13 protein-coding genes are annotated in these 12,125 nt (G+C 73.5%); 6 read left to right on the forward strand and 7 right to left on the reverse strand.

From position 1 onward, the window contains the following. Window positions 1–10 precede the first annotated feature (10 nt). Window positions 11–1,720: a VanW family protein gene (locus IEZ31_RS17545; protein WP_190250940.1), complete on the reverse strand. Its 1,710-nt coding sequence runs from the start codon at window positions 1,718–1,720 to the stop codon at window positions 11–13. A 185-nt stretch (window positions 1,721–1,905) separates the two neighbouring features. Here IEZ31_RS17545 and IEZ31_RS17550 point away from each other — a divergent pair, with 185 nt between their 5' ends. The 4 genes from IEZ31_RS17550 to IEZ31_RS17565 all read left to right on the forward strand — a co-directional run bounded on the left by IEZ31_RS17550 (window position 1,906) and on the right by IEZ31_RS17565 (window position 6,352). Next, window positions 1,906–2,709 (forward strand): ATP-grasp domain-containing protein, encoded by an 804-nt coding sequence (locus IEZ31_RS17550; protein ID WP_190250941.1) that lies wholly within the window; start codon window positions 1,906–1,908, stop codon window positions 2,707–2,709. A 5-nt stretch (window positions 2,710–2,714) separates the two neighbouring features. Then, on the forward strand, window positions 2,715–3,251 hold the full coding sequence (locus tag IEZ31_RS17555; protein WP_190250942.1) for a phosphoribosyltransferase family protein: 537 nt from the start codon (window positions 2,715–2,717) through the stop codon (window positions 3,249–3,251). Window positions 3,252–3,329: 78 nt separating this feature from the next. Then, window positions 3,330–4,229 (forward strand): UbiA family prenyltransferase, encoded by a 900-nt coding sequence (locus IEZ31_RS17560; protein WP_190250943.1) that lies wholly within the window; start codon window positions 3,330–3,332, stop codon window positions 4,227–4,229. A gap of 209 nt (window positions 4,230–4,438) precedes the next feature. After that, window positions 4,439–6,352: a helix-turn-helix domain-containing protein gene (locus IEZ31_RS17565; protein WP_190250944.1), complete on the forward strand. Its 1,914-nt coding sequence runs from the start codon at window positions 4,439–4,441 to the stop codon at window positions 6,350–6,352. On the opposite strand, the gene IEZ31_RS17570 is transcribed toward IEZ31_RS17565, so the two are convergent. Together IEZ31_RS17570 and IEZ31_RS17575 are read right to left on the reverse strand one after the other, a co-directional pair. Continuing rightward, window positions 6,342–6,737 (reverse strand): VOC family protein, encoded by a 396-nt coding sequence (locus IEZ31_RS17570; protein WP_190250945.1) that lies wholly within the window; start codon window positions 6,735–6,737, stop codon window positions 6,342–6,344. The two genes, IEZ31_RS17565 and IEZ31_RS17570, sit on opposite strands and share 11 nt — an antisense overlap. A gap of 4 nt (window positions 6,738–6,741) precedes the next feature. Next, window positions 6,742–7,359, reverse strand: coding sequence for an L-threonylcarbamoyladenylate synthase (locus IEZ31_RS17575; protein WP_190250946.1), 618 nt, complete (start codon window positions 7,357–7,359; stop codon window positions 6,742–6,744). Between the two features lie 29 nt (window positions 7,360–7,388). On the opposite strand from IEZ31_RS17575, the gene IEZ31_RS17580 reads away from it, so the two are divergent. Further along, window positions 7,389–7,742 (forward strand): YybH family protein, encoded by a 354-nt coding sequence (locus IEZ31_RS17580; protein ID WP_190250947.1) that lies wholly within the window; start codon window positions 7,389–7,391, stop codon window positions 7,740–7,742. Here IEZ31_RS17580 and IEZ31_RS17585 read toward each other — a convergent pair. Next, the gene (locus IEZ31_RS17585; protein WP_190250948.1) at window positions 7,714–8,349 is read right to left on the reverse strand and encodes a hypothetical protein; all 636 of its coding nucleotides are present in this window, start codon (window positions 8,347–8,349) and stop codon (window positions 7,714–7,716) included. The genes IEZ31_RS17580 and IEZ31_RS17585 overlap by 29 nt on opposite strands. A gap of 225 nt (window positions 8,350–8,574) precedes the next feature. On the opposite strand from IEZ31_RS17585, the gene IEZ31_RS17590 reads away from it, so the two are divergent. Next, window positions 8,575–9,018 carry an SRPBCC family protein gene (locus IEZ31_RS17590; protein WP_190250949.1) on the forward strand — a complete coding sequence of 148 codons (444 nt, stop codon included), beginning with the start codon at window positions 8,575–8,577 and terminating at the stop codon, window positions 9,016–9,018. Between the two features lie 115 nt (window positions 9,019–9,133). Here the strand turns inward: IEZ31_RS17590 and IEZ31_RS17595 are convergent, their stop codons facing one another. From IEZ31_RS17595 to IEZ31_RS17605, 3 genes are read right to left on the reverse strand one after another with little or no spacing between them, the layout of a single operon-like run. After that, the gene (locus tag IEZ31_RS17595) at window positions 9,134–10,657 is read right to left on the reverse strand and encodes a polyamine aminopropyltransferase (RefSeq protein WP_190250950.1); all 1,524 of its coding nucleotides are present in this window, start codon (window positions 10,655–10,657) and stop codon (window positions 9,134–9,136) included. Further along, complete coding sequence (locus IEZ31_RS17600; protein WP_190250951.1) at window positions 10,654–11,703, reverse strand: glycoside hydrolase family 25 domain-containing protein; 1,050 nt, start codon at window positions 11,701–11,703, stop codon at window positions 10,654–10,656. Before IEZ31_RS17600 ends, IEZ31_RS17595 begins: the two co-directional genes overlap by 4 nt. Next, a complete protein-coding gene (locus IEZ31_RS17605; protein ID WP_190250952.1) occupies window positions 11,703–12,125 on the reverse strand; it encodes a DUF350 domain-containing protein in 423 nt (140 codons plus the stop codon). The genes IEZ31_RS17600 and IEZ31_RS17605 overlap by 1 nt, the downstream gene beginning before the upstream one ends.

The raw sequence follows: 12,125 nt of genomic DNA on the forward strand, positions 1-12,125 counted from the left end.
TCCCATGCTGTCACGGGGTCGCCGACGGCGGTGGCCCGCAGACGAAGTGCGGCTCCGGGTCGTAGCGCCAGGCGAACCGCTCCCGCCGGATCTCCTTGCCGCCCTGCTTGACGACCCGGAACGCCTCCTGGTGGAAGCCGGGCAGGCCGTCGGTCGGGTTGCAGTCGGGCTCCTGGAGGTACACCGTCTGCGGCTGGACCACCTTGGTGCGCGGCCCGTACTCGGTGGTGACCTCGTAGCGGCGGGCGCCGTAGAGCGTCACGGTGACCGAGGTGTCGGTCGTCGCCGTGTCGACCAGGATCCCGGTCGGGCCGTCGTTGCGGAACCGCAGGTCGAGCTGCTTGTAGACGACGGTCGCCTCGATGACCGCCGGGTACCGGTCGAAGTAGTAGCTGTGCGGATGGTGCTCGACGTCCTCGAGTCCGGCGTAGTACGCGGCGTTGAACAGCGTCGTCGCGACCTGGGAGACCCCGCCGCCCGGCGAGCTCTTGATCTTCCCGTCCTCGATGCCGGGCGCGTCGACGTAGCCCTTGGCCCGGCTACGCTCGCCGACGTGGTCGTTGAGGCTGAACGTCTCCCCCGGCCGGACCAGCGCGCCGCGCAATGCCTCGGCCATCGTGCGGATGTTCACCACGCGCGGCTGCCCGGCGACGAACTTCGTGGTGAACGTCGAGACCTGCTCGGCGATGCCGAGCCGGCCGAGCTCGGCCGCGGTGGTCTTCGCGGTGGCCGGGACGAGGCCGGCCTGCACCCGTCTGGGCGTCGCCGTGCCCCGCAGCCCGGCGAGGATCGGGCCCGGGCTGAGGTCGACCTGCCGGCCGTCCTGCTCGCGCTTGATGACCGGCCTGCCGCCGACGATCTGGAACGTGGCGTCGGTGGCGGGGACCTCGACCTTCGCCAGGCTTGCCTTGATCGACTGTCGCAGGGCGGCCGCATCGACGGTCGGCTCGATCCGGCCCTCGTCGTCCGGCTCCATCCGCAGGGCGGTGGCGATCGCGGTGGCCGGCACGGTCACGTCGCCGCGGGGCGTGACGAGCACGAGCGGCGCGGCGACCGCGGGCGCGGCAAGCTCGGCGACGAGCCGGTCGACGTCGGCCCGGCTGGAGCGCGGCACCAGGTCGACGACGGGGAACTCGATCGGCCGGCCGCGCAGCCAGCCCCGCTCGGCCAGGCCGGCGACGGCGTCCCGGTCGATGCCGCGGCCGCTGACCGGGTACACCGCGACGGGATGCTGACGCTCGAAGCGCACGGCCGGCATGACCGGGGCGTCGCCCTGCGCGCCGAGGTGCACCATGAGCGCGTCGTAGAGCTTCGGCGCGTCGACGTGGATCACCGGTTCGACGCTGATGCCGCCGAGCAGCCAGGCGAACGGCCCGGGCGTGGCCCGCTCGGCCCGCTCGACGGTGGCGCCGACGTCGAGGCGCAGCCCGACCGCGGCCGGGTCGACGGTGGCCGTCGCGGTGCCGACCCGCACGTCGACCGGCGCGGCGGTGTCGAGCGCGCGCAGCCGGGCCGCGGCCTCGTCGCGGGACATCCCGCCGAGGTCGACGCCGAGCACGTGGACGCCGCGGTCGACGTCGGAGGTGTACGTGCTGGCGGCGGCCAGCCCGGGCGCGACGACGAGCAGCGTGACGGCGATCACCAGGCGGCGCCGGCGCCGTGCCCGCGCCCGGCGCACGACCAGCGGGACCACGGGGCGCGTGCGGACCTCGATTGCCATGTCGCTACGGTGCCCGATTCATGCGGTTTTACGCGGAAAGTCGGCATCAATGTCCCCCTACGTGTCACCGCGTAAGCTGTCCGTCAACCCAATGCGTGGGGGATGTGCCGTCTCGGGCGGCCGGGAACGACACTGACGGGGGTCGCTGGCAGGATGTGAGGGTGCGTCAGTTCCGGACGTTGGCCATGCGCGTTCGCTCTCCCGAGGCGAGCGCGGCGCTGGCGCACGCCGCCGAGCGGATCGGCCTGCCGGTGGCGCAGCTGCCCGGCGACCCGGCCGAGGTGACCGGCTTACGCTCGGCCGACGGCGTCGCGTGGCGGGCCGCCGGTGGATACCTGACGACGCTCATCGCGGCGGGCGCCGACATCCGGCTGCACGGCGCGAGCCCGCAGTGGTTCGCCAACCTGCCGCGCGACGTGACCGGCCGGGACGTCCGCCTGGTCAGCGTGGGCGAGGCGCCCGACCTCGTCGGGTCGCGGCCGGCGGTGGCGAAGCTGGCCGACGAGAAGCACCCGGCGTTCTCCGCGGCCTGGGTGCGCAACGCCGACGACCTGCGCAACCGGCTGCGCACGGCGCGGCTGCCGGCCGACAGCACGCTCATCATCATGGATCACTGGCTGGACCTGGCGTCGGAGTACCGCGTCTTCACCCTGGGCCGGCAGCCGGTCGGCTGGTCGCCGTACCTGGTCGAGGGCGAGGAGTGGAGCCCGTCGCTGCGCACGCACCGGGCGTCGTGGCACGACGAGGCGGCCGCGTTCGTGGCGATGATGCTCGCCGAGCTGCCCGACGACGAGGTGCCGCCGACCGCGGTCATCGACGTCGGGCGCACCGACGACGGCCGGTTCGCCGTGCTCGAGGTCAACAACGTGTGGAGCTCGGGCCTGTACAGCTGCGACCCCGACGGCGTCCTGCGCGCCGTGCTCGCGGCGAACGACCCGGACTGCGCGCCGCGCTGGCGCTGGCAGCCCGTCCCGGTGCTCGGGTTCTGACCCGGGTGGCGTCGCTCCTCGACCGGCTCAAGGTCGGCTTCCACTGGCGCGGCGACGGCCCGGTTTCCTTCGCCGACGTCACCGAGTGGTGGCGCGACCCGGTCGTCCTGCGCGACCTCCCGCCCGCCCTGGCCGCGCTGGTGCCCGGGGCGCCGACCGTCGTCATCGGCCCGGCGAGCCGCGGCACGCTGCTCGGCGCGCTCGTCGCCGCCCACCTCGGGGCCGGCCTGGTCGAGCTGCGCAAGAACGACCGCGTGGCCGAGCACGGCCCGGAATTCCTGACGCACCGGCTGCCCCGGTCGTACCACGAGGGCGGCGCCCTGCTGAGCTTCCGCCGCGCGCTGGTCCGCCCGGACGACCGGGTGCTCTGCGTCGACGACTGGATCGAGACCGGCGCCCAGGCCCTGGCCGCCCGGGAGATGGTGGCCTCGATCGGCGCGGCGTGGCTGGGCACCGCCTGCGTGGTGAGCGACCTTCCGGCCGGCTCCCCGGTGGCGGGCACGCTCGGCCTGCGCTGGCTGCTGCGCGCCGACGACCTGTGAGCCCCTCCCCCGCGCGGGGGAGGTGGCTGGCCCGCCCGCGGGAGTCGCCGAGGGCGTCCGGCCCATAGCGTCGGCAGCATGGTTGCCGACGTTCTCGCCCCGGCAGGGAGATCGACCAGCCTCATCACCATCGCCCACCTCACGCGGCCGTGGTTCTGGCCGCTCGGCTGGGGCGGCGCCTACCTCGGCGCGGTGCTCGCCACCGGCACCCTCTTCCCGCCCGTGACGCTCGGCGCCGTCGCGCTGGCGGTCGTGCTCGGCCCGCTCGTATGGGGTGCGGTGCTCGCGGTCAACGACCGGTACGACCTGGAGACCGACCGCCGCAATCCGCGCAAGGCCACCGCTGCGCTGGTCACCGGCGCCCTCGACGAGCGAGCGCTGACCCGCTGGGCCCGCCGGTTCACGATCGCCGCGCTCGGGGCCGCCGCGCTCGGCGGCTGGCCGCTCCTGCTCGGCACGGCGGCGGTGCTGCTGCTCGGCTGGCTGTACAGCGCCCCGCCCTGGCGGCTGAAGGGCCGCGCCGGCTGGGACGTCGCGGCCAACGCGCTGACCGTCGGGGTGCTCGGGCCGCTGTCGGGCTGGTCGCTGTACCGTCCGGTCACCGACTATCCCCTCGTCATGGTCGCGCTGGGCCTGCTGCTGGGCGCCGCGCTGTACGTCCCCACGACGGTGATCGACGTCGAGGCCGACCGGGCGGCCGGCGAGGTGACGTTCGCGGTGCGCTGGACCCCGGCCGGCTGCCACCGCTTCGGCGTGACGTCGTGGACGCTGGCGGTACTGCTGTGGCTGGCCTGCTGCCACCTCGGCGTCCTGACGACCCGGGACGCCTGGCCGCTGCAGGACGCGACGGCCCCGGCCCTGGTCGTGCTGTACACCGTGCTGGCCGCCCGCCCGTCGATCGCCCGGATGGCGGTGGTGTCGGCGGCGTTCGCTGTGCCCGCCGCCGACTTCCTCCTCGCGTACGTCGCCACGCACTGACCGGAGACCCCCGTTGAACTTGCCGCCGGTCACGTGCCAGAAGTCTGTCAACGCGTTCGCCACGCAGGCCAGGGCCGCGCGGGCATCCGGGACGCTGGGACGTCCCGGCCGCCCCGACCAGGCCAGACGCGGGTGGGACGGGACGCTGTTCACGGGGGGCCGGTACGATGCGGTCCGGCTACGCCGCGACCCTGGGAGAGTAGACGGCGATGCACCACCCGCATGGAGGCCTCGCCGCGCTCCTGACCGCCCTGAAGGACCGCAGCGGCTACAGCTACGCGTGGCTGGGCCGCAAGATCAACGCGAGCAAGTCGGCGGTGCACCGCTACATCGCCGGCCAGGCCGTCCCGCACGACTTCGGCACCGTGGAACGCCTGGCGAAGGCGTGCGGCGCGACCCCGGCCGAGCTGGACCGCCTGTATGCCCTGTGGACCGCCGCCCTGCGGGACCCGGCCGTGCCCACCGAACGCACGTCGTCGCCGCCGACTCCGCCGCGGGCGGCCGCGTCTCCGACCGCTGACGCTTCCGGCGACTTATCGGACATGTCCGGCTCGTTCGCGGAGGCGGGGGCGCCCGGCGAATCCACCGCGCCCTTGCCCACGTCGAGCGCCTCCCACTCCGCAACGGATTTATCCCCAGATGGTGATTTTTCGGATATGTTCGGTCCGGCGGACGATGGGCGAAGCGCGACCGGCGCAGGAGAGGGCGCGGCCGACGACTTGGGCAGTGCCGACGGGGCACCCACCGCCGCCGCGGCCCGTGGTACGGGCGACGGCGACCTCCCCCGGGGGTGGCGGCGGTGGTCGTGGCGGGCGTACGTGGCGGCCGGGGTCGTGGTCGTCGTCCTCGTCACGGCCGTGATCGCCGCCGTGGTCGTGCGCTCGCCCGGCCGGCGGGCCGCCGAGGCCACCGGCGACCCGCAGTGGATCAGCGGGCCCAGTTGGACGTTGCCGCCCACGCGCGTGGCGAGTCGGTTCTTCGGGGTCACCATCAACACCCCCACGGGGCACATGCCCGGGTTCCCGATCGGCGCGCTGCGGCTGTGGGACAGCGAGACCCGGTGGGCGCAGATCCAGCCCGCCAAGGGCGAGTTCGACTGGGCCACGCTCGACCGGCTGGTCGGCGGCGCGGAGGCCGCGGGACTGCCCGTGCTGTTCGTGGCCGGCGGGACCCCGAGCTGGGCGGCGCCGGACGGGAAGCGGTCCGTGTACCCCGAGAACGCCCGGTCGACGCCGCCCGACGATCTCGACGACTGGGACAGCTTCGTCAGGGCGCTCACCCAGCGGTACCGCGGGCGCATCGAAGCCTATGAGATCTGGGCCTTCGCCAATGACGCCCGCCTCTACTCCGGCAGCGTCGAGACGCTCGTCGACATGACCGAGCGGGCGAGCGACATCATCCGGGCCGCCGACCCGCTCGCCACCGTGGTCTGTCCGGGCATGGGCAACCTCTGGAGCCCCGAGGCGCAGCAGGTCATGCGGCGCTTCGCCAAGCTGGGCGGCTACCGGCACTGCGACGTCGCCGCGGTCAAGCTGCACCAGCGCGCGGCCGAGGACCCGCCGGAGACGATGCTCGAGCTCACCGGGAACGTCGACCAGATCTTCCACGAGGCCGGCATCAACCCGCCGCTGTGGAACACCGGCACGACGTACGCGATCCCGCTGCAAGGCCCGCTCGCCGAGCCGAAGGCGCGCAACTACGCCGTGCGGTTCTTCCTCGTCGGGCTGTTCGCCCGCAACGTGCACCTCGACCGGATGTACTTCTACAACTGGGGCGGCACGAAGATCCCCATCGTGCTCCAGCCCGACGGCGGGGCGCCCACCGCCGCCGGGCTCGCCGTCGCGCAGCTGCAGAAGTGGCTGGCCACGGCCGAGATCCGGGCCTGCGGGCACGGCCCGGCCGCCGGGCTGCCGGTCAACGCCTGGCAGTGCGAGTTCACCGTCGACACTCCCCTGGGCCGGCGCCGGGCGGTCATCCGCTGGACGCATGCCGGCACCGCCACGATGCCCGCCGACACGGGCGCCACCGAGCTGCTCCGCCTGGACGGCGGCAGCGCCCCGCTCCGCCCGGGCGGCGAGCTGGCCCTCACGGAGGAGCCGGTGCTGATCCGCTTCACCGCGTGACGCGGTCGGTAACGACCAGTTCCACCTCGAAGCCGTCGGCGTTCTCCAGGTAGCCGGCGCAGTGGTCCGGGCCGCCCGCGAACGGGTGCCTGTCGGCGAAGAGCAGGCGCCATCCGTGCGCGGGCGCCTCCTCGACGAGCGCGTCGAGCTCGGGGCGGCCGGCAACGTGGAAGGCCAGGTGGTTCAGGCCGGGGCGCATCCGGTCGTGCACGTCCGCCGAGAGCGCGGGCGAGCGTTCCACGACGACGTAGGTGGGGCCGTGCCGCCAGCTGCGGCCGGCCGGCCAGTCCTGGAACGGCTCGTAGCCCAGCTCGGTCAGCAGCCAGCCCCAGGACGCGACGGCGCGCTCCAGGTCGGGGACCCAGAGCTCGACGTGGTGGAGCACGTCGCTACTCGAACCGGGCCGGGTCCCCGGCGCCGACCCGCAGGATCTCGGGCTCGTCGCCGGACAGGTCGACGACGGTGGTCGGCTCGACGCCGCTCTCGCCGTCGACGACCGCGTCGACCTGGTGGTCGAGCAGCTCCTTGATCTCCCAGCCCTGGGTCATCGGCTCGTCCTGACCGGGCAGCACCAGCGTGCTCGACAGCAGCGGCTCACCCAGCTCGGCGAGCAGCGCCTGGGTCACCGTGTGCTGCGGGATCCGGACCCCGACCGTGCGCTTCTTGGGGTGCAGCAGCCGGCGCGGCACCTCGGGGCTGGCCGGCAGGATGAACGTGTAGCTGCCCGGGGTCGACGCCTTCACCAGGCGGAACACCGAGTTGCTGATCTGCACGAACTGCCCCAGCTGGGCGAAGTCGGCGCACATGAGGGTGAAGTGGTGCCGGTCGTCCAGCTTGCGGATCTCCCGGATGCGGTCGAGCCCGGGACGGCTGCCGAGCTGGCACCCGAGCGCGTAACAGGAGTCCGTCGGGTAGGCGATCAGCCCGTCGTCCCGCAGGAGCGCGACGATCTGCTGCAGCAGCCGCGGCTGCGGGTTGTCGGGGTGCACGTCGAAGTACCTGGCCACCCGCACAAGCCTACGTGTAGGAATAGCCCATGACGGATCTGGAGGCGGTGACGCAGTGGGTGGACGGCTACGTCCGCGCCTGGAACAGCAACGACCCGGCCGAGATCGGTGGCCTGTTCGCCGAGGACGCCGCCTACTACACGGCACCGTTCCGCGACCCGTGGCGCGGCCGCGACGCGATCGTGGCCGGCTGGCTGGACCGCCGCGACCAGCCGGGCGAGGCGTCGTTCACCTGGTTCCCGGTGATCGTCGGCCCGGACCTGAGCATCGTGCAGGGCACCACGGTGTACCCCACCGCGACCTACAGCAACCTGTGGCTCATCCGGCTGGACACGGTCGGCCAGTGCCGCGAGTTCACCGAGTGGTGGATGCGCCACGGCTGAGCCCGACCCGCTCCGGCCCGCGCAGCCGGTGCCAGACGACCAGCACGTAGGCGAGCAGCAGCCCCAGCGCCGCGATCCGGAACGCGGCGAACGCGACCGAGGTGTTGTTCGCCCCGAGCACCGCGGCGGCGAACGCGGCGCGGTCGGCCGGGTCGGGCAGGTCGTGGCGGGTGTCGATGAGCACGAAGACCAGCAGCGGGACGAGCGCGACCCGCCAGGCCAGGTACGTCCAGTGGCGCAGGATCACCCGCCGGTCATGGCCGAGCCGGCCGGCCACGCGGCCGATGGTGCCGATCCAGAGGATCAGGACGATGAGGTACGCCCAGAGCCCGGTGCGCAACCCGTCGCCCAGCTCGTAGACCAGCTCGAACACGGCGTCGGCGTCGGCCCCGTCGAGCGCGTCGGCGTCATCGGGGTAGCGGGCGACCAGCTCGCTCTCCCGCCGCAGCGCGACGATCTGCACCACCAGCATGGCCATGTGCGCGACGGTGGCGACGACGACCAGCCAGGTGAACGCCTGCCACCACCAGGGCGACCGCTGCCGGGGCGGCGGCCCTTCGACGAGCGCGGCGACGGCCGCGACCGAGGGAACCCCACCGTGCGTCACGCAGAGCGGACCGTCCGTGCCGAGTGGGGCCGGGTAACCGGTTGCTCCGCACTGCACGCATGGGCTCCCCACAAGCTCGGGAGCGTAGCTCAGGTTCCGGCCACCCGCCCGCCCCCGAACGGCCAGTTCGACAGTGGCGCAACCATTGGTTGCACATCCGCCCCGGCCGCTGTAGGTTTTGTGCAACCGAAGGTTGCACAACAAGCACAGCGAAGGAGTCTGAGGATGGCTGACATCCTGCACCGGATCGGGTGCGTCGCGCCGCTCGACGACGTCTACCAGGCGATCGTCACCCCCGAACGCATCGCCGAGTGGTGGACGACCGACACGGTCGGCAAGAGCGAGGTCGGCGGGCGGCTGGCGTTCCGCTTCGGGGAGGCCGGCGGGTTCGACATGGAGATCGTGGAGCTGGACCCGGCCGGGCACGTGCGGTGGCGGGTCGCCGACGGGCCCGCGGAGTGGATCGGCACGGAGATCGACTGGCGGCTGGAGCGGCGCGGGGAGTGGACGATCGTGCTGTTCAAGCACGAGGGCTGGCGCGAGCAGGTCGAGTTCATGCACCACTGCAGCACCAAGTGGGCGACGTTCCTGCTGAGCCTCAAGTACCTCGTCGAGCAGGACCGCGGGCGGCCCTGGCCGGACGAGCTCAAGGTCAGCGACTGGACCTGATCAGGGCCGGGACCGGGTGGCCACGGCGCGCTCGACGTGCGGCGCGAAGCCGCCGGCGACCGCGCCGCCTCGGCCTGGTCCTCGGGGTGGGCGCCGTAGTACGTCGCGGACGGGCTCAGTAGCCCTTCCACTCCTCCCGGGCGTACTGCAGGATCCGCGGGTCCATGAGCGTCGACGGCGGGACGTCCACGCGGCGCCGGTCGGCCGGGAAGACCTGGGCGGCGCGCAGCACGTCGGCGTCCAGGAAGCGCAACGGGGCGGGCGGGTCCACGCCCATCGCGGGCGCGGTGTCCGACGCCGCCGCCAGGAAGAAGCCCCAGTCGCCGAAGGACGGCACGTCCACGTGGTACGGCACGGTCGCGAAGCCCGCGGCGGCGAGCGACGCGCCGACGCACCAGTAGGAGCGCTGGGCGAAGTACGGCGAGCCGGACTGCACGACGACCCGGCCGCCGGGGGCCAGGGCCTTGCGCACCATCGCGTAGAACTCGACCGAGTACAGCTTCGCGGTGGCGGTCTCGTCCGGGTCGGGCATGTCCACGATGATCGCGTCGAACTGGGGCGTCTCGTCCCGCAGCCACGCGAACGCGTCCGTGTTCAGCAGGTGTACCCGCGGGTCCGCGAACGCGTCGGCGTTCAGCCGGTGCAGGCGGGGGTCGTGGCGGGCCAGGTCGATGACGGCCGGGTCGAGCTCGACCTCGGTGACCGTGGCGACGTCGGGGTACTTGAGCACCTCCCGCAGCGCGAGACCGTCACCCCCGCCGAGGATGAGCACGGAGCGTCGCGGACCGGCGAGCACCGGGTGCACGAGCGCCTCGTGGTAGCGGTACTCGTCGCGCGAGGCGAACTGCAGGTCGCCGTTGAGGAACAGCCGCACGTCGGCGCCGTCGAGCGACTGGGTCAGCACGATCTCCTGGTAGCGGCTGTGGGTGGCGAACACGACCGGGTCGGCGTACAGCTCCTGGCGGGCCGTCACCTCGAACCGCGTCGACAGCGCGTACGACGCGCCGAGCACGGCCAGCACGGCGACCGCGGCGGCGCTCAGCGACACCGCCGAGCGGCGCACCAGGTCGCGGCGGAACACGGTGAAGACGACGGCCAGGCCGACGACCGCGTTCACGACGCCGACGACGAGCGCGCCGCGCAGCTGGCCGAAGACCGGCAGCAGCAGGAACGGGAACGCGAGGCCGCCGAGCAGGGCGCCGATGTAGTCGGCGGCGAACAGGTCGGCGACCGCGCTGCCGGCGTCCTGCTGCCGGATGCGCTGCAGCAGGACCATGAGCAGCGGGATCTCGGCGCCGATGAGCGCGCCGAGCAGCAGCGCCATCGCGACGAGCGCGGGCGCGTACAGGTCGAGCCAGGCGAACGCGGCGTAGAGCGCGAGCACCGACAGGCCGCCGAACAGGGCCAGCAGCAGCTCGATCGCGGCGAAGGCGACGAGGGCGTGCTTCTGCAGCGGCTTCGCGGCCAGCGCGCCGATGCCCATGGCGAACACCATGACGCCGAGCACGATCGACGCCTGGGCGGCGGTGTCGCCGATGAGGTAGCTGCCGAGGGCGACGAGGGCGAGCTCGTACACGAGGCCGCAGGCCGCGCACACGAACACCGCCAGCAGGACCGCCGTCCGACGCAACCGCGTCACGGCTGCGGCGCCGGCGGTTTCGGCGGGTCGCCGGCCGCCGCCTCGGTGCCCGCCTCGGTCGGCGCGGTGTCAGCTGCGACCGCGGCCGGCGCGGCGGCGTCGGAGGCCTCCGACGCTGCCGCGGCTTCGGATGCCGTCTGTTCGGCCGCCGCGGCTTCGGATGCGGTCCGGGCGGCCGCCGCCTGCGCCGCCGCGGCCTGGGCCGACGCCGCCTTCGCCCGCTGGGCCGCCGCCGCGCCGGCCCCTCGCTTCCGCGGCGGGCTGCCCTTGCCCGGCCGGGCCGCCTTCCCCGACGGCGCGCCCTTCGCGGCCGGGATCGTCTTGAGCGGCTCCGGCCGGAACGGGTCGGTCTCCTCGCCGCGCTTGATCCGCCGCGACGACCGGATGCCGAGCAGCAGTGTGGCCAGCGCGGCGAGCAGCAGCAGGCTCGACAGGAGCACCAGCACCCACCGGTCGCGCCAGAAGTCGCTGCCGGTGCTCGGCAGCGGCGCCACCGAGCCGGTCGCCGTCGGCTCCGGCACCGCCCCGCTCACGACGCCGGCCTGCTGCGCGATGAGCGGCAGCGCCTCGGCCGCGCCGAGGATCGCCTGGCCCGGGTCGTCGAGCAGCTGCTTGGACCCGACGCCGACCTGGTCGAACGCCGCGGTGTCGAGCCGCTGGCGGGTGTCGACGTTGGTGATGAATAGGTAGTACGCGTAGTCCTCGGAGTCGCTGCTGTCCGAGTAGTAGTGGTACGTCCCGCGGACCACGATGTACTTCGGGCAGTTCTCCGGGTCCTCGTTGGCGTGCTTGCCGGCGCCGAGGTTGGAGCCCGAGCTGAGCTCGGTGGACAGGTCGTCGAGCTGCCAGCCGTAGCACACGCCGTGGGCCTTCGCGGCCCGGTCGAGGCTCGCGACGACCGACGCGGCGTCGGCGGTCGACGGCGGGGTCACCGCGTCGTCGTCGCCGGACGAGGAGAAGAACGCGGCCACGCAGATGCCGACGACGACCACGCCGACGACCCAGACGGCGTTGATGACCTTGCTGTTGTCGCGCGGTGCAGCCATCAGAGGATGGCCGCGGCGATGATCGCGCCCACGGCGAGGTGGACGGCGGCGGTGATCCACACGGCCGGATGGGGCTCCGGGTGTACCAGCAGCGCCCCGAGCTTCCCCGGAGTGGCCATGTCGACGACGATGAACGCGACGGTCATGACCAGCAGGCCGACCAGCCCGTAGCCGACCGTGGAGGCGATGCCCTTCACGAAGTCGCCGTCGCTCGCCACGATGGCCGTCACCGTGATCGTGCCCACCGCGACCAGGTTGGACGCGAGCAGGATGGCCGCGTTGGCGTTGCGGTCGGTCCAGATGAGGTGGCGCAGCGAGCCGGGCGTCGCGACGTCCACCAGCGCCGCCCCGATGGCCATCAGCACGATGCCGATCGCGGCGTAGCCGAGGGTGACCGCGAGGTCGGTGACGAGTTCGAGCAT

Source organism: Dactylosporangium sucinum (assembly GCF_014647515.1).
Lineage (GTDB): Bacteria > Actinomycetota > Actinomycetes > Mycobacteriales > Micromonosporaceae > Dactylosporangium > Dactylosporangium sucinum.

Coding starts and splice junctions, on each gene's coding strand:
- IEZ31_RS17565 (WP_190250944.1), top strand. CDS start 4,439: ATGCACCACCCGCATGGAGGCCTCGCCGCGCTCCTGACCGCCCTGAAG.
- IEZ31_RS17605 (WP_190250952.1), bottom strand. CDS start 12,125: ATGCTCGAACTCGTCACCGACCTCGCGGTCACCCTCGGCTACGCCGCG.
- IEZ31_RS17600 (WP_190250951.1), bottom strand. CDS start 11,703: ATGGCTGCACCGCGCGACAACAGCAAGGTCATCAACGCCGTCTGGGTC.
- IEZ31_RS17545 (WP_190250940.1), bottom strand. CDS start 1,720: ATGGCAATCGAGGTCCGCACGCGCCCCGTGGTCCCGCTGGTCGTGCGC.
- IEZ31_RS17560 (WP_190250943.1), top strand. CDS start 3,330: ATGGTTGCCGACGTTCTCGCCCCGGCAGGGAGATCGACCAGCCTCATC.
- IEZ31_RS17590 (WP_190250949.1), top strand. CDS start 8,575: ATGGCTGACATCCTGCACCGGATCGGGTGCGTCGCGCCGCTCGACGAC.
- IEZ31_RS17550 (WP_190250941.1), top strand. CDS start 1,906: ATGCGCGTTCGCTCTCCCGAGGCGAGCGCGGCGCTGGCGCACGCCGCC.
- IEZ31_RS17580 (WP_190250947.1), top strand. CDS start 7,389: ATGACGGATCTGGAGGCGGTGACGCAGTGGGTGGACGGCTACGTCCGC.